16 protein-coding genes and 1 pseudogene are annotated in these 18,594 nt (G+C 68.6%); 9 read left to right on the forward strand and 8 right to left on the reverse strand.

The window, feature by feature from the left end; all coding sequences use genetic code 11:
• The first annotated feature begins 46 nt into the window (after positions 1-46).
• A complete protein-coding gene (locus tag ACJH6J_RS19180; protein WP_064983424.1) occupies positions 47-640 on the forward strand; it encodes a TetR/AcrR family transcriptional regulator in 594 nt (197 codons plus the stop codon).
• On the opposite strand, the gene ACJH6J_RS19185 is transcribed toward ACJH6J_RS19180, so the two are convergent.
• The 3 genes from ACJH6J_RS19185 to ACJH6J_RS19195 form a co-directional block, all read right to left on the reverse strand.
• Positions 641-1,219 (reverse strand): LppA family lipoprotein, encoded by a 579-nt coding sequence (locus ACJH6J_RS19185; RefSeq protein WP_406802049.1) that lies wholly within the window; start codon positions 1,217-1,219, stop codon positions 641-643. It lies immediately after the preceding gene.
• Complete coding sequence (locus ACJH6J_RS19190; protein WP_406804390.1) at positions 1,219-2,778, reverse strand: alpha/beta hydrolase; 1,560 nt, start codon at positions 2,776-2,778, stop codon at positions 1,219-1,221. The genes ACJH6J_RS19185 and ACJH6J_RS19190 overlap by 1 nt, the downstream gene beginning before the upstream one ends.
• A gap of 112 nt (positions 2,779-2,890) precedes the next feature.
• On the reverse strand, positions 2,891-4,138 hold the full coding sequence (locus tag ACJH6J_RS19195; RefSeq protein ID WP_406804391.1) for a diaminopimelate decarboxylase family protein: 1,248 nt from the start codon (positions 4,136-4,138) through the stop codon (positions 2,891-2,893).
• A 107-nt stretch (positions 4,139-4,245) separates the two neighbouring features.
• On the opposite strand from ACJH6J_RS19195, the gene mfd reads away from it, so the two are divergent.
• Positions 4,246-7,899, forward strand: a complete 3,654-nt coding sequence (mfd, locus tag ACJH6J_RS19200; RefSeq protein ID WP_406804392.1) for a transcription-repair coupling factor — start codon at positions 4,246-4,248, stop codon at positions 7,897-7,899.
• Entirely contained in the window at positions 7,896-8,843 is a 948-nt protein-coding gene (locus ACJH6J_RS19205; protein ID WP_135355191.1) for a nucleoside triphosphate pyrophosphohydrolase, read from the forward strand. Before mfd ends, ACJH6J_RS19205 begins: the two co-directional genes overlap by 4 nt.
• On the opposite strand, the pseudogene ACJH6J_RS19210 reads toward ACJH6J_RS19205, so the two are convergent.
• A pseudogene (locus tag ACJH6J_RS19210) lies at positions 8,831-8,947 on the reverse strand (alpha/beta hydrolase); the annotation flags it as partial. The gene ACJH6J_RS19205 and the pseudogene ACJH6J_RS19210 sit on opposite strands and share 13 nt — an antisense overlap.
• Before the next feature lie 457 nt (positions 8,948-9,404).
• On the opposite strand from ACJH6J_RS19210, the gene ACJH6J_RS19215 reads away from it, so the two are divergent.
• Positions 9,405-9,692, forward strand: coding sequence for a hypothetical protein (locus ACJH6J_RS19215; RefSeq protein ID WP_318986715.1), 288 nt, complete (start codon positions 9,405-9,407; stop codon positions 9,690-9,692).
• Here ACJH6J_RS19215 and efeB read toward each other — a convergent pair.
• Genes efeB through efeU form a run of 3 tightly spaced genes read right to left on the reverse strand, consistent with a single transcriptional unit; the run spans position 9,665 to position 13,012 of the window.
• On the reverse strand, positions 9,665-10,978 hold the full coding sequence (efeB, locus tag ACJH6J_RS19220) for an iron uptake transporter deferrochelatase/peroxidase subunit (RefSeq protein ID WP_318986714.1): 1,314 nt from the start codon (positions 10,976-10,978) through the stop codon (positions 9,665-9,667). The two genes, ACJH6J_RS19215 and efeB, sit on opposite strands and share 28 nt — an antisense overlap.
• Positions 10,959-12,119 (reverse strand): iron uptake system protein EfeO, encoded by a 1,161-nt coding sequence (gene efeO, locus ACJH6J_RS19225; protein WP_318986713.1) that lies wholly within the window; start codon positions 12,117-12,119, stop codon positions 10,959-10,961. The genes efeB and efeO overlap by 20 nt, the downstream gene beginning before the upstream one ends.
• Positions 12,116-13,012 carry an iron uptake transporter permease EfeU gene (gene efeU / locus ACJH6J_RS19230; protein WP_318986712.1) on the reverse strand — a complete coding sequence of 299 codons (897 nt, stop codon included), beginning with the start codon at positions 13,010-13,012 and terminating at the stop codon, positions 12,116-12,118. The genes efeO and efeU overlap by 4 nt, the downstream gene beginning before the upstream one ends.
• A gap of 193 nt (positions 13,013-13,205) precedes the next feature.
• Here efeU and ACJH6J_RS19235 point away from each other — a divergent pair, with 193 nt between their 5' ends.
• The 5 genes from ACJH6J_RS19235 to ACJH6J_RS19255 all read left to right on the forward strand — a co-directional run bounded on the left by ACJH6J_RS19235 (position 13,206) and on the right by ACJH6J_RS19255 (position 17,471).
• Positions 13,206-13,931, forward strand: a complete 726-nt coding sequence (locus ACJH6J_RS19235; RefSeq protein ID WP_318986711.1) for a lytic murein transglycosylase — start codon at positions 13,206-13,208, stop codon at positions 13,929-13,931.
• 97 nt (positions 13,932-14,028) lie between these two features.
• A complete protein-coding gene (eno, locus tag ACJH6J_RS19240) occupies positions 14,029-15,318 on the forward strand; it encodes a phosphopyruvate hydratase (protein WP_318986710.1) in 1,290 nt (429 codons plus the stop codon).
• Between the two features lie 23 nt (positions 15,319-15,341).
• Complete coding sequence (locus ACJH6J_RS19245) at positions 15,342-16,037, forward strand: septum formation initiator family protein (protein ID WP_318986709.1); 696 nt, start codon at positions 15,342-15,344, stop codon at positions 16,035-16,037.
• Positions 16,030-16,521 carry a DUF501 domain-containing protein gene (locus tag ACJH6J_RS19250; RefSeq protein ID WP_020099117.1) on the forward strand — a complete coding sequence of 164 codons (492 nt, stop codon included), beginning with the start codon at positions 16,030-16,032 and terminating at the stop codon, positions 16,519-16,521. The genes ACJH6J_RS19245 and ACJH6J_RS19250 overlap by 8 nt, the downstream gene beginning before the upstream one ends.
• On the forward strand, positions 16,512-17,471 hold the full coding sequence (locus ACJH6J_RS19255) for a Ppx/GppA phosphatase family protein (RefSeq protein ID WP_346416171.1): 960 nt from the start codon (positions 16,512-16,514) through the stop codon (positions 17,469-17,471). The genes ACJH6J_RS19250 and ACJH6J_RS19255 overlap by 10 nt, the downstream gene beginning before the upstream one ends.
• A gap of 348 nt (positions 17,472-17,819) precedes the next feature.
• Here the strand turns inward: ACJH6J_RS19255 and ACJH6J_RS19260 are convergent, their stop codons facing one another.
• The gene (locus tag ACJH6J_RS19260; protein WP_133427960.1) at positions 17,820-18,575 is read right to left on the reverse strand and encodes a cutinase family protein; all 756 of its coding nucleotides are present in this window, start codon (positions 18,573-18,575) and stop codon (positions 17,820-17,822) included.
• Positions 18,576-18,594 lie beyond the last annotated feature (19 nt).

The raw sequence follows: 18,594 nt of genomic DNA on the forward strand, positions 1-18,594 counted from the left end.
GACCATGGCAGCGGCGGAGAACGGAGCGCGCAGCCCTCGTGCGCGCATGACCGGCAGTGAACGCCGTCAGCAGCTCATCGAGATCGCGAAGTCGCTTTTCGCCGAGCGCGGTTACGACGGCACGTCCATCGAGGAAATCGCGCAGCGCGCCAACGTCTCCAAGCCCGTCGTCTACGAGCATTTCGGCGGTAAGGAAGGCCTCTACGCCGTCGTCGTCGACCGCGAGATGTCGGCGCTGCTGGACGGCATCACGTCGTCACTGACCAACAACAGGTCCCGGGTGCGCGTCGAGCGGGTGGCGCTGGCGCTGCTGACCTACGTCGAGGAGCACACCGACGGCTTCCGGATCCTGATCCGCGACTCGCCCGCGACCATCACGGCCGGCACCTACGCGACGCTGCTCAACGACGCCGTCAACCAGGTGTCGTCGATCCTGGCCGGTGACTTCTCCCGGCGGGGGCTCGATCCGGAACTGGCGCCGCTGTACGCGCAGGCGCTGGTCGGTTCGGTGTCGATGACGGCCCAGTGGTGGCTGGATGTGCGGCAGCCCAAGAAGGAAGTGGTCGCCGCGCACGTGGTCAACCTGTGCTGGAACGGGCTGACGCACCTCGAGTCCGACCCGGAGCTGCACGAGAACTGACTACTTCGGGGCGGCTTCGCGGGCCTTGCGCTTGTCCTCGGCGGTGAGGTAGCAGCCGGTGCCGACGTACATCGACGAGGCCTTGGCCGACCCGAACGTGAAGCGGCCGCCGTCGGCGTCGGTGATGACCAGTCCTTTGTGCTCGTCGTCCGTGACGTCTCCCGGGCCGCCGGTCACATTGGTGTAGCCGTATCTGGCCGCGATGTCGATGATGGCCTGCGTGGCCCGGTTCCAGAGCGCGGCGGGCACAGGCACTTTCGATGTGTAGTGCGGACTGAAGTAGATGTTGCCCTTGGTCGATCCGAAGTCGCCGCAGCCTGTGGAGCCGGGTTTGTCGTCGGGCAGCCACTGGCCCCCCGGCACGATGGCGGCGAGAGCGTCGGCGATCTCGGTCATCATGCGGTCGCGGTCGGCGATGACGTCTTCCGCGTCGCGGCGGGCCAGTAGCGTGCCGAGCTCCTGAGGAGTGCCGTAGCCGTAATCGCCCTCGACGGGGCCACCCTGATAGCCGGACTCAAACATCGGACCGCACCCACTCAATGCGAACGCCAGCAGCACGGTGATCACCGAACGCCACATCAATCCTCCCGCTTCACGTAGTGGTCATCTTGTCCTAGACCTGCCACCACGACGGCCTGGTTGTAGAGCGCCGTGGTGCCGATGAACGAGTACTTGCTGTGGCCCGTCGATTCGGCGCGTTGCCCCAACGGCGTGGTCTCGGCGTTGGTTGACAGGTCGATGAGGCCGGGCAGGTTCGACGGGATCGTCACGCCGAAGCGGCCGAGGTCGGCCACGACGTCGTTCTTGGCATGTTCGACGAACACGTGGCCCTGCGACAGATGCAGGTCCGACGGGGTGGTGTCGTGCAGGAACTGCAGCGGGTTGGTCTCCAGGCCCGGTGAGCCCATGAACACGGCGTCGTCGGCGGCCGTCCCGCGCTGCAGGGCCTCGCTGGCCAGCGTCGAACCGTACGAATGGCCGAGCACCGTCAGATGCGGGTCGGTGTCGCGCGAGCTGTCCAGGCCGTTGATGAACGACGCCAGCTTCGGCGCGTTGTCGTCGGCGTAGTGCGCGCTGGCAGCCTGCCCGACGTCCTCCGGCGGTTCGTAGCCCAGCCAGGCGACGGTGGCCACGGTCTCGTCGCCCTTGCCGGCATCTCTGAGGACGTTCTCGGTGTCGCGCTTGAGCCACTCGGACTGCTCGATGTAGGTCGGCAGGTCGTTGCCCGCGTTCTTCTTGTCGTACGTCACCGACCCGGTGCCCGGCACGTACACGCTGACGTGCTTGGCGGTATCGACATTGCCCAGCGCGACAGCCACTTTCGGGTGCTCGCCGTCGAAGTCCACCACCAGTAGCTGGCGGTCCGGCTTGGAGAGGGCGTCGTCGATCGCGGCGAGGGTGCCCTTCTCCTCTTCGGTCAGGTTGGGGTCATTGCGCAGTTTCGCCAACCGGTTGCGATTGGCCAGATCCCGCGCAGAGCCGGGCACACCGTCGAGATTGCCGATCCAGTCGGGCCGCTCGGCGATGATGCGGTCCCGCTCTTCCTTGCTCAGCCCGTCCCACCACTGGTTGACCTCGGTGTCTGTGGCGCCGTCGGGCGGTTTGAGACTGTCGAGCTCGCGGTCCAGGGGCGCGGCCGGCGGCTCACCGACGATGTTGTTCCTGCCGGTACCAGCCGAATCGATGGCGGCGGCCGTGGCTTCGTCGACGGCGCTGAACTGCTGCAGCAGGCTCTTGAGAATCGAGGTGTACGCCGCGGCGAGTTCGGGGGTGAACGTCTGGCCCGCGCCGGTCGAGGTGGCGGTGCCGTCGTCGCTGACCGTGCCACCGAGCGCGAAGACCTGCTGCACCATCCCGGTGATCGTGCCGCGCAGTGTAGTCAGGCTGGTGCCGGCCGACTCCAGCGTCGACTGCATGGACGTGAGCCGGGACTTCAGCGCCTCGTGTTGCTGAACCAGGGCGTCGCCCTTGGCCTTCGCGGCGTCGGCGGCGGTACCTTCCCAGGCCTCGCCGAGCTGGTGCAGTGCACGCCGCTCGTCGAATATCAGCTCGTCGAGTTGCTTGACGTCACCGCGCAGTTGCGCGGCACCGTCTGCCAGACGTGCGGGGTCCGAAGCCTGCACCGCGGAAATGGTCACCGACACTCGGCAGTCGCCCCCGACCGTGATGCCATGCCGTCCCCCCGGACTGTGAATTCCCTGTCAACAGGCTAGCGTCTCGCAACCGCTGTCGTAGACGGGAATTCCACCGTCAGCCGCAGTCGCGCAGCAGCAGGTCCGCGGTGGTCTCGCGGCGGATCAGGGGCCGTACCCGGCGGTCGCACACCGCGATGACCGGTGGTCGGGTCGTCATGGTGAAGTTCGACGCCGTGCTGTGGTGGTAGGCGCCGGTGCACGCGGTGGCGAGCAGATCCCCGGGGTGGACGTCGTCGGGCAGGTCGAGATCGTCGGCGATGACGGTGCCGTCGCGGCCGACGACGGTGGCGCGCCGCGAAGGCCCGAGCGGGTGCCGGTTGGCAAGGGTGACAGTGTAATTCGCGTCCGGTGCGGAATGCGGGTGGCTGCCGTCGACGGTGACGACGGCGGTGCCGTCGGTCCGGGTCGACACCGACTGCACGCGGTGCAGCGTCACGCCGGCACGGCCGCTGATCGCGCGGCCGGGTTCGACGACGAGCCGGGGCCGGGGGAACCGGTTGGCGGCGCAGGCGGCGTCGAGGGCGTCTTCCAGGAAGTCGGCCAAGGCCGGCACGTCGAGTTCGGGTTCGCCGGTCCGGTAGGCGATGGCGTGGCCGCCGCCGATGTTCAGTTCGGTGAGCACGACGCCGTGGGCGGCGCGCACGTCGGTCATGGTGTCGACGAGACCGCGCACGGCTTCGACGTACACCTCCGGCTCGGCGATCTGCGTGCCCAGATGGCAGTACAGCCCCGCCAGTGGCAGTTGCGGCGTGGCCAGTGCGCGGCGGACGGTCGGCAGCACGTCGATACCGGGCCGGACCTGCAGCAGCACGGCCTGCCGCCGGCGTGCGACGCCGGCCAGATAGGCCATCTCGATGGGGGAGTCCAGCACGATGCGGCCGACGCCGGCGCCCGCGGCGGTCGCCAGCTCGTCGACCGACTTGCCGCTGCCGTGGACGACGATGCGCGCGGGGTCCATGCCACCGGCGAGGGCCGTGGCCAGCTCGGCCGTCGAACACACCGCCATGCCGAGGCCGGCCTCGTGCACCCAACCGGCAACGGTCCTGGTCAGCAGGGACTGAGCGGCGTAAACGACCTCGACGCCGCGCAGCGTGGCGCGGTAGTGCTGGGCCCGCTTGCGGAAGTCGGCCTCATCCAGAACATATGCGGGCGTGCCGAACTCGTCGGCCACGTCGGCGAGCGCGACCGACCCGACGCAGAGACGTCCCAGGGCGTCGACCTGAGTGGTCAGCGGCCAGATGGTGGTGTCGATGCGCGGACGCATGGCGCCCCGCAGGGACGGCAGGATGTCGAGCAGTGTCATGGCTCCACCCTGCGCCGGGAATCGGCCGGTGAGCGCCGCGTTGACGATCCCTTGACGGGACGGTGCCCAATATTGACGAAGTCCTGCGAACTACAATCGGAGGCATCATGACCTCCCCGGGGCAGCAATCGATCCAAACCCCGTTGGCGGGGCTCGTCCAACTCGCACTCACCGATCCTGGCCTGCAGGAACTGACGCGGCAGGCCGCCGAGGGTGTCGCCGAGCAGGCCCTGGTGGGCCCGGTCAGCGCGCGGCTGCCGGTCGCGGCCGCGCTGGCCGCCGCCGGTCCGGTGCTGGTCGTCACGGCCACCGGTCGCGAGGCCGACGACCTCACCGCCGAACTGCGGGCCGTCCACGGCGACGCCGTGGCGTTGTTCCCGTCGTGGGAGACGCTGCCGCACGAGCGGCTCTCGCCCGGCGTGGACACCGTGGGTGCGCGGCTGACGGTGCTGCGCCGGCTGGCGCGGCCCGACGACGCCCGCCTCGGTCCGCCGTTGCGCGTGGTGGTCACCACGGCCCGGTCGCTGTTGCAGCCGCTGGCCGGCGGGGTCACCGACGCCGAGCCGGTGACGTTGACCATGGGCGGTGAAGCCGACTTCGACGACACCGTGGCGCGGCTGGTCGAGCTGGCGTACACGCGTGTCGACATGGTGGGCAAGCGCGGCGAATTCGCCGTCCGCGGCGGCATTCTCGACGTCTTCACGCCGACCGCCGAGCACCCGGTGCGCGTCGAGTTCTGGGGCGACGAGGTCACCGAGATGCGGATGTTCTCGGTGGCCGACCAGCGGTCCATCCCCGAGATCGCGGTCGACACGGTGATCGCGATGCCCTGCCGTGAACTGCTGCTGACCGCGGATGTCCGCGAACGCGCCGCCGAGATCGGGGCGGGCCTGCCCAGCAGCGACAACCAGGTCACCGGCAGCATCGCCGACATGATGGCCAAGCTCGCCGAGGGCATCCCGGTCGACGGCATGGAGGCGTTGCTTCCGGTGCTGCGCCCGGGCGAACTGGCGTTGCTCACCGACCGCCTGCCGGCCGGTGCGCCGCTGCTGATCTGCGACCCGGAGAAGGTGCGCACCCGCGCGGCCGATCTGATCAAGACGGGCCGCGAGTTCCTGGAGGCCTCGTGGTCGGTGGCCGCCGTGGGCGGCGACGCGCCGATTGATGTTGAGCAGCTTGGTGGTTCGGGTTTCCGGGACTTCGTGGAGGTCCGTGAGGCCGCGGCCGCCGGTGGCCACCCGTGGTGGACGCTGAGCCAGCTGGCCAATGAGTCGGCCGCGGAGGTCGACATCCGGCCCGCGCCGTCGGCCCGCAGCCAGCAGAGCCTCGAGGAGATTTTCGCGATGCTCCGGGCCCACATCGCCACCGGCGGGCTCGCCGCGGTGGTGACCCCCGGCACCGGTACCGCGCACCGCGTTGTCGAGCAGCTCGGCGAATCCGACGTCGCCGCAACGATGTTGGAGCCCGGTGAGGTGCCAAAGCCCGGTGTCGTCGGCGTGCTCAAGGGCCCGCTGCACGACGGTCTGGTGCTGCCCGGCGTCAACCTGGTGATCATCACCGAGACCGACCTGACGGGTAACCGCGCCGGGGCCACCGAGGGCAAAAGGCTTGCCGCCAAACGGCGTAACGTCGTCGACCCGCTGGCGTTGACGGCCGGTGACCTGGTGGTGCACGACCAGCACGGCATCGGCAAGTTCGTCGAGATGACCGAGCGCGTGGTCGGTGGCGCCCGGCGCGAGTACCTGGTGCTCGAATATGCCTCGGCCAAACGTGGCGGTGGATCCGACCGGCTGTACGTGCCGATGGACTCGCTGGACCAGCTGTCCCGCTATGTCGGCGGCACCGAGCCCACGCTGAGCCGGCTCGGCGGTAGCGACTGGACCAACACGAAGACCAAGGCGCGCAAGGCCGTTCGCGAGATCGCGGGCGAGCTGGTGTCGCTGTACGCCAAGCGGCAGTCCGCCCCGGGGCACGCGTTCGCGCCGGACACCCCGTGGCAGGCCGAGATGGAGGACGCGTTCGGCTTCACCGAGACCATGGACCAGCTGACCGCCATCACCGAGGTCAAGGCCGACATGGAGAAGCCGGTCCCCATGGACCGCGTCATCTGCGGTGACGTCGGCTACGGCAAGACCGAGATCGCGGTGCGCGCGGCGTTCAAGGCCGTACAGGACGGCAAGCAGGTCGCGGTGCTGGTGCCGACGACGCTGCTGGCCGACCAGCACCTGCAGACCTTCACCGCCCGCATGGCCGGGTTCCCGGTGACGGTCAAGGGCCTGTCCCGGTTCACCGACCCCGCCGAATCCCGTTTGGTGATCGAGGGTTTGAAGGACGGCTCGGTCGACGTGGTCATCGGCACGCACCGGCTCCTGGCGACCGGCGTGACGTGGAAAGACCTCGGCCTGGTGATCGTCGACGAGGAGCAGCGGTTCGGCGTCGAGCACAAGGAGCACATCAAGTCGATGCGCACCCACGTCGACGTGCTGACCATGAGCGCCACCCCGATCCCGCGCACGCTGGAGATGAGCCTGGCGGGCATCCGGGAGATGTCGACGATCCTGACGCCGCCCGAGGAACGCTTCCCGGTGCTGACTTACGTTGGGCCGCATGACGACAAGCAGGTCGCCGCGGCACTGCGGCGTGAGCTGCTGCGCGATGGGCAGGCGTTCTACATCCACAACCGGGTGAAGTCGATCGACAACGCGGCCGCGCGGGTGCGTCAGATGGTGCCCGAGGCGCGGGTGGTCGTGGCGCACGGGCAGATGCCCGAGGAGATGCTGGAGAAGACCGTCGAGGGCTTCTGGAACCGTGAGTACGACATCCTGGTGTGTACCACGATTGTCGAGACGGGCCTTGACATTTCGAACGCCAACACGCTGATCGTGGAGCGGGCCGACACCTTCGGCCTGTCGCAGCTGCATCAGCTGCGGGGCCGCGTCGGCCGTAGCCGTGAGCGCGGGTACGCGTACTTCCTGTACCCGCCCGAGGTTCCGCTCACCGAGACCGCGCACGACCGGCTGGCGACCATCGCCCAGAACAACGACCTGGGCGCCGGTATGGCCGTGGCCATGAAGGACCTCGAGATTCGCGGCGCCGGCAACGTGCTCGGCGTCGAGCAGTCCGGGCACGTCGCGGGCGTCGGCTTCGACCTGTACGTCCGGCTCGTCGGTGAGGCCGTCGAGGCCTACCGGGCCGCGGTGGACGGGAAAACCATTGCGGCCGTGGAGGAACCGAAGGAGGTGCGGGTCGACCTGCCGATCGACGCCCACCTGCCGCCGGACTACATCGGCAGCGACCGGCTGCGGCTCGAGGCCTACCGCCGGCTGGCCGCGGCGTCCGATCACGCGGCCGTGGCGGCTGTCGTCGAGGAGCTGGTGGACCGCTACGGACCGTTGCCCGAGCCCGCGCAGCGCCTTGTCGCGGTGGCGCGCCTGCGGCTACTGTGCCGCGAGTACGGCGTCACCGAGGTGACCGCGATCTCGGACTCGACCATCCGGTTGACGCCGCTGACGCTCCTGGACTCCGGACAGCTGCGGCTCAAGCGGATGTATCCGGGCGCCACCTACCGGGCGACGACGTCGACGGTCCAGATTCCCATTCCGCGCGCCGGCGCCGGGGTCGGCGCACCCCGCATCCGTGACCTGGAGCTGGCCCGCGCGGTGGCCGGTTTGCTGCTGGTGCTCGACGGGAAAGCGGCAGGTGAAGTGGATATCACCGACCTGGGAGGTAGCGCAGTGGGAGAATCGGGGCAGTCCAAGTGACGGTCGTCCTGGTCGATCCGCGCCGCCCCTCGCTGATGCCGATCGACGCTCTGGTCCTGCTCACCGGCGACGTGCAGTACACCGAGGAACTACCGGTCAAGGTGCCGTGGTCGTTGCCGGCCGGCCGGCCGGCGTACGGCGACGCCGACAATCCGGCACCGGTGCTGTTGTCCTCCGATCCGGAACATCCGCAGGTGCGGGCCCGGCTCGCGGCCGGCGAGAAACTGATTGCGGCGGACGGTTCGCAGCCCGGAGAGCGGCTCATCGACGCCGTCACGATGATGGACAAGCTGCGCACCAACGGTCCGTGGGAGAGCGAGCAGACGCACGACTCGCTGCGCCGGTACCTGTTGGAGGAGACCTACGAGCTGTTCGACGCGGTGCGGGGCGGCAACGCCGACGACGTCCGTGAGGAACTCGGAGATGTGTTGCTGCAGGTGCTGTTTCACGCCCGCATCGCCGAAGACGCGCCGCTACACCCGTTCGGCATCGACGACGTCGCCGACACCCTGATTCGTAAGCTGGGCAACCGGGTGCCGGCAGTACTTGCCGGACAAGAGATTTCGCTGGAAGACCAGATCGCCCAGTGGGAAGAGCGCAAGGCGCTGGAGAAGGCGGCACGGACGTCGTGCATGGACGAGGTGCCGACGGCGCTGCCGGCGCTGGCGCTGGCGCAGAAGCTGATCGAACGGACCGGCACGGCCGGTTTGCCGTCCGATCTGCTTCCGGCCGGGCTCACCTCGGTGACGCTGGAACCTGGCGTCGACGCCGAAAGCGCCTTGCGCACAGTGGCTCTGGAATTCATCGACACTGTGCGCGAGGCCGAGCGCCGCATCGTCGCCGCCCGCCGCGGCGACGAAGTGGCGGTGGAGTTGGATGCCGCACCGTTGGGCGCGGTGTCAGAGGACGAGTGGCGGGAGCACTGGCCGCCTCAGGACGTCTGAGTCGCGGCCTCGTCGATCAGGTCGGCCACGGCCACCGCCTGCGAAGCCAGCGACGCGTGGCTGGCGTCGAGTTCGATGATCTTGCGCGGGCTGATGCGCTCCGCCGAGGCCGGCTTCAGCCGGGCGTTCAGCCGGCGGTTCGGCGCCCCGCCGCTGCGCTGGCGAAACACCGTGGGCCGCGCCGGCTGAGACGGTGTGCTGCAGCGTCCGAACGCAACTGCACGGCGACTCTCGGGCTGGTTTTCCGCCACCCAGTTGCGTTCGAGCGACGGCGGATCCTGAGCGGGTTGTCGCACAGAGGGGGGCGCATCGGTCCGTCTCCTGGCCGGCGACACAAGTGCCTGGTGTGGTGACAGTGACTGCAACAATGCGCCCGCCACCGCGAATGTGCAGCTAGAGCGCCCATCCGGCTGGATCTGCGATCTGTGCGCACGGTCGCGGCCCAATTACCGGCAACCCGCACGGCCCCAGAACTTGGGATCGGTAGCCGCCGGGCCCCGGTGTGATTGCTCCAACGACGCCGACCGACGAGCGTCCGAGAAACCTGAGGAAGGAATCACCATGAAGCTCCCCGCCGCCATCGAACAGCACGTCAACCGCTTCGACCGCCAGCAGAGCCTGATCATCGCGATCAGCACCGGCCTGTTGGCCTTCTGGTCGGGCTACCGCGTCGCCTGGTCGCTGTACCTGACCATGACCTACGACTTCCTGTTCGGTTCGCTGGTCTTCCAGATCGCACTGTGGGGTGTCATCGGTGCCGCCGCAGCGCTCGCGTCGTTCGCGTTCTACAACCGCTACCGCACCGCCGAGCAGCCCGACACTCAGCCGAGCAGCGTCGATCCCCAGTAGTCCGACGAACCATCACGCACACCCGGCGGGCAGGCGAAGATGCCGCTGCCGGTGTGCGTGATGTATTCGTTCAGGGCGTCGTTGTCGGACAACTTGGTCTGCATCGGGATGAACGATTCGGCCGGGTTGCGGACGAACGCGATGAAGAACAGACCCGCATCCAGGTGGCCGAAACCGTCTGAGCCGTCGGTGAAGTTGTAGCCGCGGCGCAGAATCTGGGCGCCGTTGTTGGCTTCGGGCGAGGCCAAGCGCACATGCGAGTCGACGTCGATCAGCGGCGCGCCGTCGGCGCCCTTGCTCTCGAAGTCGAGCGGGGTGAATTCGTCGGTGTACCCGTTGGGTGCGCCGCTGCCCTTCTGCCGGCCGATCACCCGCTCCTGCTCCGCCAGCACGGTGCGGTCCCACGATTCGATGAGCATCCGGATGCGCCGGCTGATCAGATACGAACCGCCCGTCATCCAGGCCGGCCCGTCGCCACTGGCGACCCAGACGTGCTTGTCGATGGCCGACGTGTCCTCGGCCTTGAGATTGTTGGTTCCGTCCTTGAACCCGAACAGGTTTCGCGGTGTGGACTGGTTTCGCGTGGTCGACGACGTGCGGCCGAACCCCAGCTGCGAGTACCGCACCGCGACCGTGCCAAAGCCGACGCGGGCGAGGTTGCGGATGGCGTGCACGGCGACCTGCGGGTCGTTGGCGCAGGCCTGCACGACGATGTCGCCGCCGCACCGCTTCGGGTCGAGCGTCTCGTTGCGGAACTTGGGCAGGTCGACCAGATGCGCCGGCCGCTGCCCGTCGATGCCGAACCGGTCCTTGCCGTCCTTGCGGAAGAACGTGGGGCCGAAGCCGATGGTGAGGGTCAACGCAGAGGGCGAAAGGCCAAGGGCCTCACCGGTATCCGCCGGCGGGGCGTACGGATTGAGCCCGATGGCCCCGTGGGCGACGGCCTCCTCGCCGAGCGTCATGCGCTCGGCCATCTCGGTCCACTTCTTCAGCATTGCCACGACGTCGGCCTTCTTGTCCGTCGTAACGTCGAAGGTGGCGAAGTGCATGCGGTCCTGCGCCGCGGTGACGATGCCCGCCTGGTGGGTGCCGCGGAACGGCACCGGCCTACCCAGGGTGTCCTCGACGACGGCCGCGGAGGAGCGGCCGGCCAGCGCACCGGTGGCGGCGGCGCCGACGACGGCAGCCGTCACCCCGGCGGCGCCGAAGAGCTTGCGCCGGCTGAGCCCACCGGACTCGGTCACGGCCGGCTCAGTGGGCTTGGGCTCACTGCTTGGCGACGACACCCTGCACCTCGCTGACCTCCTTGCTCAAAGCGTCGACGGCGCGCGAAAGTTCTTGCCGCTCAGGCTCGGTCACCTTGTCGTAGGAGATGAAGCCGTCGCCCTGGCGCCACTTGTCCAGCAGCTTCTGGACGTTGTCGAAGGCCGCCTCGACGTCCTTGCCCAGCTGCGGGTTGCGCTCGTCGAGGATCGGGTCGACCGAGCCGACCGCGGTGCGCGAGCCCTCGATGTTGGCCTGGATGTCCCAGAGGTCGGTGTGGCTGAAAATGTCTTCTTCACCCGTGATCTTGGTCTTGGCGATCTCGTCCAGCAGCTCCTGCGCGCCGCCGGCGATCTTGGTGGAGTCGATGGTCCACTTCGGATCCTTGACGCCCGCGTCGAGCTCCTTGACGTCGGCGACCAGCTGGTCGGCCAGGGCATTGGCGTCGGGCTGCAGTCCGGTGACCCACAGCTGCTTCTCCAGCACGTGGAAGCCGGTCCACTTGTCGCCCGGCTTGACGTCGGCTTCACGCAGGTCGATCCGCGGGTCCAGGTCGTCGGGGAACGACTCGGCGACCGGCTCGATGCGCTCGTAGAAGGTGCGGGCCTTCGGGTACTGCGCCTTGGCGCCGGCGACGTCACCCTTCTTCACGGCGGCGGCGAAGGCCTCGGTCGCGGGCACCAGCGCGGTGGTCTGCTCGACGACGTACTTCTTGTAGAAGTCCGCGGCTTCCTTGAACTTGCCGGTGTCGTCGATCTTGACGGTGTCGCCGGTGACGGTGAAGTCGCCGCGGATGCCGTCGCCGACCATGCCGGGCTTGCACGCGGTCTTGTAGGTGCCGGCTTCGGGCAGCTGCACGATCAGCTTGCGCTGCAGGCCGGGGGAGACGTTCTCGATCTCGCCCATGACCTTGTCGCCGGGGCCGTAGACGTAGAACTCGGTGACCTTGGTGCCGTTGTTGGTGACGACGAAGGTGCTCGGGCCCGTCTTGGCCGACGTTGCCGACAGCTTGCAGGCATCATCGGTCGCGGTCACGGTGATCTCGCCGGAGGCGGACTTGTTCTCGTCCGTCTTGGACGAGCACGCGGAGACCGCGGTCAGGCCGGCGAGCAGGGCTACCGATGCAGCTACGCCGGTCTTGACGTTCAGGGCAGCGAGATTCACTTGGCGGACCTTTCGAGGGTGGCAGCAGGGGCGGGTTTGGCTGCGACGGGTCGCAGGAACAGCGTCAGGACGACCACGAGGTACGCCAGCCAGCAGACGAACTGCAGGATCGAGGGGGCGGGGCTGATGTTGAAGACGCCCTGGATCACCTGGCCGTACCACGACGACCAGTTGAAGGCGCCGGTCATGTCGAAGGCCTTGGCGCCCAGCCCGGGCAGCCAGCCGACGGTCTGCAGCGCGTGGATGGCGTACGACAGGATGCCCGCGGCGACGACGACGAGGAACGCGCCGGTGTACTTGAAGAACTTCGCCAGGTTGATCCGCACCGCGCCGGCGTACATGCCGTAGGCGACGACGACGGCGATGAGCAGGCCGATCACGAGTCCGGCCAACGGCCACGCGGTTGACGCGTTGGCGTAGCCGACCATGAACAGTGCCGTCTCGACGCCCTCGCGGCCGACGGCCAGGAAGGCCAGGGTGGCGACGGCCATCCCGCCGGTCTCCAGGGCGCGCGCCATGTCGCTGCGCAGTTCGCCGGAGATGGTGGCGGCGGCCTTGCGCATCCACAGCACCATGGTCGTGACGATGATCACCGCCACCAGGGAGGCGACGCCGGCGATGGCCTCGGCTGCCAGGCCGGAGATGGTGTTCTCGCTGAGCTGGATGGACAGGAAGACGCCGATGGTCATCGCGATGGCGGCGGCGACCCCGAGCCAGACCCACTTGAGGGCGTCGCGACGGTCGGACTTCACGAGGAAGGCGATGAGGATGGTGACGACGATCGCAGTTTCGAGGCCTTCACGAAGGCCGATCAGCAAGCTGCCAAATAGCTGTGAAGAAATGCCCGGGCCTGCGGCGACCAGCGATGTCGAGACCGCGAAAGTGGTGGTCATCCGCAATCCTTAGATAGACTAAACGGCAACACAGGTTTGCCTTGCCAAAGCAAGGCAAGCCAACCTTATCAGCGGATGGGTGGCCGTCGTACCTTCGTGCCGGAAAGCTTGCGCTTCGGGGTGCACTCAGCTCGGCATGCGACGATGACGGGCGACGAATCCGTCGACAATCTCTGGGTATAGGGGAGTACCGGTGTTGCGAGCGCGTTGGCTGCGGGCGAGCGCTGTTGTCCTCGCGACGGCGCTCCTGATGGCCTCGAGCTGCTCGTTTCAGCCCGGCTACCTGCGCGGAGTGCCGCCGCCGCCGGGGCCTGCGGTGCCTCCGATCAATACCCATGTGAAGGGTCGGGGCGCGGACCAGCTGCGTGACTGGGCCGAGCATCTGGCACCGCCGCTGGGCATTCCGGTCATGGCACTGGAGGCCTACGGGTACGCCGCGCGCGTGGCCGAGGTCGAGAACCCCAAGTGCCACATCGCGTGGACGACGCTCGCGGGCATCGGGATGGTCGAGAGCCACCACGGCACCTACCGCGGCGCGACCATCGCCCCGAACGGTGACGTCACGCCCCCGATCCGCGGCGTGCCACTCGACGGCACCATGAACAACCTGCGGATTCCGGACTCCGACTCCGGCAGCATGGACAGCGACGACGCCGTCGACCGCGCCATGGGGCCCATGCAGTTCATCCCGGACACGTGGCGGTTGTACGGCGTCGACGCAAACAACACCGGGTTCGCCAGCCCCGACAACATCGACGACGCGGCGCTGTCGGCGGCGGGTTATCTCTGCTACCGCGGCAAGGATCTGTCCAGCCCGCACGGCTGGATGGACGCGCTGCACGCCTACAACCTGTCCGACGACTACGCGCGCGCCGTGCGGGACTGGGCGACGGCGTATGCCAACGGGCACCAGCGATAGGTTGCGATAGGTACCGGTAGCTGCCGCACTTCTACTACGGGCACCGTTTAGGCTGATGGGCGTTCGCACGAGTCCGTGACGCCAGAGGGAGACCCAAGTGCCAATCATCGAACAGGTCGGAGCCCGCGAGATTCTCGACTCTCGGGGAAATCCGACGGTCGAGGTCGAGGTCGCTCTGACCGATGGAACCTTCGCTCGCGCGGCGGTGCCGTCGGGTGCGTCGACCGGTGAGCACGAGGCTGTCGAACTGCGCGACGGCGGCGCGCGTTACCTCGGCAAGGGTGTCGAGAAGGCCGTCGAGGCCGTGCTCGACGAGATCGCTCCCGCCGTCATCGGCCAGGCCGCCGACGACCAGCGCATCATCGACCAGGCGCTGCTGGACCTGGATGGCACGCCGGACAAGTCGCGCCTCGGCGCCAACGCCATCCTCGGCGTCTCGCTGGCCGTGGCCAAGGCCGCTGCCGACTCGGCCGGCCTGCCGCTGTTCCGGTACATCGGCGGCCCGAACGCCCACATCCTGCCGGTGCCGATGATGAACATCCTCAACGGTGGCGCGCACGCCGACACCGGTGTCGACGTCCAGGAGTTCATGGTCGCCCCGATCGGTGCCCCCACCTTCAAGGAATCGCTGCGCTGGGGCGCCGAGGTCTACCACTCGCTCAAGTCGGTGCTCAAGAAGCAGGGTCTGGCGACGGGCCTCGGTGACGAGGGCGGTTTCGCGCCCGACGTCGCCGGCACCCATGCCGCGCTCGAGCTGATCAGCACCGCCATCGACGCCACCGGCCTCAAGCTGGGCAGCGACGTGGCGCTGGCCCTCGACGTCGCGGCCACCGAGTTCTACACCGACGGAACGGGTTACGCCTTCGAGAAGCAGACCCGCACCGCCGAGCAGATGGCCGAGTTCTACGCCTCGCTGCTCGATGCGTTCCCGCTGGTGTCCATCGAAGACCCGCTGTCGGAGGACGACTGGGACGGCTGGGTCGCGCTGACCAACGCCATCGGTGACCGCGTCCAGCTCGTCGGCGACGACCTGTTCGTCACCAACCCGGAGCGGCTGGAGGAGGGCATCGAGAAGGGTGCCGCCAACGCGCTGCTGGTGAAGGTGAACCAGATCGGCACGCTCACCGAGACCCTGGACGCCGTGGCCCTGGCGCACGCCGCGGGCTACAAGTCGATGATGAGCCACCGCAGTGGCGAGACCGAGGACACCACCATCGCCGACCTGGCCGTCGCGTGCAGCTGTGGCCAGATCAAGACCGGTGCCCCGGCCCGCAGCGAGCGCGTCGCCAAGTACAACCAGCTGCTCCGCATCGAGGAGACCCTGGGTGACGCCGCGCGCTACGCCGGCGACCTGGCGTTCCCGCGTTTCGCGTTGGAAGCCAAGTAGTTTCGCGGGTCTGACCTACCGACATGCCCGATCCCAAACGGCGTTCCCCCGCCTCTCGCCCCGCCAAACCCGGCGAGGCGAAGCGGGGGCGTGCCGGGGCCGGCACGTCGGCGGCCAAGGCGGGTAACCGCCCCAAGGCGGAGCCGCGGCGCGTTCCGGAGAACCTGCCGGCTCCGGTCACCGAGCCCATCCGGCAGGCCTATGCGGAGTCGGTCGAGCACCATGCCGAGCAGCGGCTGGGGTCGGCGGCGCGGCGCGCGGCGATCCTCGCCGTCGTGGTGTGCGTGCTGACCCTGACCATCGCCGGGCCGGTGCGGACGTTCTTCGCGCAGCGCACCGAGATGCAGCAGCTGGCCACCGCCGAGTCCCAATTACGTTCGCAGATAGCCAATTTGGAGCAGCAGAAGGTGAAGCTGGCCGACCCGGTGTACATCGCCGCGCAGGCTCGTGAGCGGTTGGGCTTCGTGATGCCGGGTGACATCCCGTATCAGGTGCAACTGCCTCCCGGCGCCGTCACGACCCCCGTCGCGCCCGCGCCGTCGCCCACCGCCAAGAGCAACCAGCCCTGGTACACCGCGCTGTGGCACACCATCGCCGATCAGCCGCACGGGCTCACGCCGGCGCCTGCCGTCGTCGCGCCCGGTCCCGACGGGGTCACCCCCGATGGTGACGTGCCTCCGACCGATCTGCCCGCACCTCAGGCGCCGCCCGGTGGTTGACGCTGCTGATCTCGAAGCCGTTGCGGCCCAGCTGGGGCGGGAGCCGCGTGGTGTCCTGGAGATCGCCTACCGCTGCCCCAACGGCGAGCCCGGTGTGGTGAAGACCGCGCCGCGACTGCCCGACGGAACCCCTTTTCCCACTTTGTATTACCTGACCCATCCGGCGCTGACGGCCGCGGCCAGCCGGCTCGAGTCGTCGGGTCTCATGCGCGAGATGACCGAACGGCTGCAGGCCTCCGAGGAGCTGGCGGCGGCGTATCGGCGCGCGCACGAGTCGTTCCTGGCCGAGCGGGACGCCATCGAGTCGCTGGGCACGACGTTCTCCGGCGGCGGGATGCCCGACCGGGTCAAGTGCCTGCACGTCGTGATGGCGCATTCGCTCGCAAAAGGCCCGGGCCTCAACCCCTTCGGTGACGAGGCATTGGCGTTGTTGGCAGTTGAACCGGCGATGGCCGGGATTCTGGATCCGAAGGTGTGGGTGTGAGTTCGCGGGTTGCGGCGGTCGACTGCGGTACGAACTCGATCCGGCTGCTCATCGCGGACGTGGCCGACGGCCGGTTGCGGGACGTCCACCGCGAGATGCGGATCGTCACCCTCGGTGAAGGTGTCGACGCCACAGGCGAATTCGCGCCTGCCGCGCTGGCCCGGACCGAAGCGGCGCTGACCGACTATGTCGAGACGATGCTGGCGCACGACGTGACCAAGGTGCGGATGGTCGCCACCTCCGCGGCTCGCGACGCCGGGAACCGCGACGAGTTCTTCGCCATGACCGCGCGCCAGCTGGGTCGGGTGATGCCGGGGGCCGTGGCCGAGGTGATCACCGGGACCGAGGAAGCGGCGCTGTCGTTCCGCGGCGCCGTCGGCGAATTGGACCCGGCCACAGGGCCTTTCGTGGTCGTCGACCTGGGTGGCGGCTCGACCGAAGTGGTGCTCGGCGGGACCGGTGCCGCGGTTGCGGATGTGGTCGCGAGCTTCTCGGCCAACATCGGCTGCGTCCGGCTCACCGAGCGCTGCCTGCAGACCGACCCGCCCACCGCCGACGAGGTCGCGGCCGCACGTGCCGTGGTGCGGGAGAAGCTGGACGAGGCTCTGGGCGTCGTGCCCATCGAAGGTGCCCGGACGTGGGTCGGTGTGGCCGGCACGTTCACCACGGTTGCCGCGCTGGCCCTGGGGCTACCGGAGTACGACTCCGAGGTGATTCACCTGTCCCGCATCGGAATTCCGGATGTCGTCAAGGTGTGCGATGAACTGATCGCGATGCCGCGGGCGCAACGCGCCGAACTCGGCCCCATGCACCCGGGCCGCGTGCCGGTGATCGGCGGCGGCTCCGTCGTCGTCGAGGAATTGGCCCGCGAATTCGGTCAGCGGGCGGGGATCACGGAATTGGTGGTCAGCGAGCACGACATCCTGGACGGCATCGCGCTGTCGGTCTGACGCCGAGCGTGGGGGCCTACGCGGAAAACCGAAGCGAATCCCTCGTCAACCCCCACGGTCGACGGTCGAGAATCCTGACTAGACCTTGCAGTTCGGGCGGTTGTGGCAGTGGTGTCCGTCGCGGCAGGCGTTGCACTGACAGCCACAGGTCGACACGTTCTTGGTGGAAACCTTCATTACTGATCACCCCTGTTTGTCTCGGCTTATCGAGATATGACTACCTCACCATAGTTCGATCGCGGGATGGAGTGAAGGTCACGGGAGCGACCGGCGCGACGGTGTCATGACAGACCGACGGCCGGAACCAGTCCTCGTGAGACTGGCTTCCGGCCGTCGGCAGGGGGTGATTCAGTTGGCTGAGTCGTCCGACGTCTGGACCATCGGGGCGGCGGGAGCGGCAGGCGCGCCCAGCTGGCGGGCGACGAAGTCCGCAGCCTGGTTGGCCATGCCGTTGAACTTGTAGGCGCTGTGAGCGGAACGGTCCATGCCGCCGCCACAGATCGGGTCGCCGGGGGCGCACAGCTGGATGGTCTTGCCGGCGTAGGCGCCGCCGATGTTGATGGCGGGCGCACTGCGGTCGGCGACGCTCAGCACGAACGGGCTCGGGGTGCCGAACAGGACGACAGCGGCGACGTGCGAGGCGACCGACGCGGGCATCGGGCCGGAGATGCCGGCGGGCAACGCGAATCCGGCGGGAACGCTGCTCATGGTGCTGTAGCCGGCGACGGCCGCGCCCTGCGAGTAGCCGCCGATGACGATCTTGGTGGCGGGGCACGAGGCGGCGATGGACTCGATGCGGTTGGTGGCGTCGGCGACGCCGTCAGCGGCGGCACCGAAGTCCAGGGAGGCCGGGTAGTTCACGCCGTAGGCGTCGATGTTGCGACCGGGCATCCGGGCGTTCAGTGCGTCGACGAAGGCTTGGCCGGTGGCTCCGACGCCGGGGGCTTCGAAGGTACCGCGGGCGAAGACGACCTCGACGTTCGCACAGGAGTCGTCAGCGGCGTTGGCGGTCGCGACCGGGCCGGCGATGGCGCCGGCGATGATCGTGAAAGCGGCCACGGCGGTCAATGCCACCTTGCCGGCCGCGTTACGAATGGCGCTCATGTTGTTTTCCCCGTCCTTG

Origin of the sequence: Mycobacterium sp. SMC-18, assembly GCF_045310895.1 — a bacterium.
In the GTDB taxonomy this organism is placed as follows: Bacteria; Actinomycetota; Actinomycetes; order Mycobacteriales; family Mycobacteriaceae; genus Mycobacterium.

Bases quoted from the DNA above. Each gene is read 5' to 3' on its own strand.
- ACJH6J_RS19245 (WP_318986709.1), top strand. From the start codon at position 15,342: ATGCCCGATCCCAAACGGCGTTCCCCCGCCTCTCGCCCCGCCAAACCC.
- ACJH6J_RS19215 (WP_318986715.1), top strand. From the start codon at position 9,405: ATGAAGCTCCCCGCCGCCATCGAACAGCACGTCAACCGCTTCGACCGC.
- mfd (WP_406804392.1), top strand. From the start codon at position 4,246: ATGACCTCCCCGGGGCAGCAATCGATCCAAACCCCGTTGGCGGGGCTC.
- ACJH6J_RS19260 (WP_133427960.1), bottom strand. From the start codon at position 18,575: ATGAGCGCCATTCGTAACGCGGCCGGCAAGGTGGCATTGACCGCCGTG.
- ACJH6J_RS19185 (WP_406802049.1), bottom strand. From the start codon at position 1,219: ATGTGGCGTTCGGTGATCACCGTGCTGCTGGCGTTCGCATTGAGTGGG.
- ACJH6J_RS19195 (WP_406804391.1), bottom strand. From the start codon at position 4,138: ATGACACTGCTCGACATCCTGCCGTCCCTGCGGGGCGCCATGCGTCCG.
- ACJH6J_RS19180 (WP_064983424.1), top strand. From the start codon at position 47: ATGACCGGCAGTGAACGCCGTCAGCAGCTCATCGAGATCGCGAAGTCG.
- efeU (WP_318986712.1), bottom strand. From the start codon at position 13,012: ATGACCACCACTTTCGCGGTCTCGACATCGCTGGTCGCCGCAGGCCCG.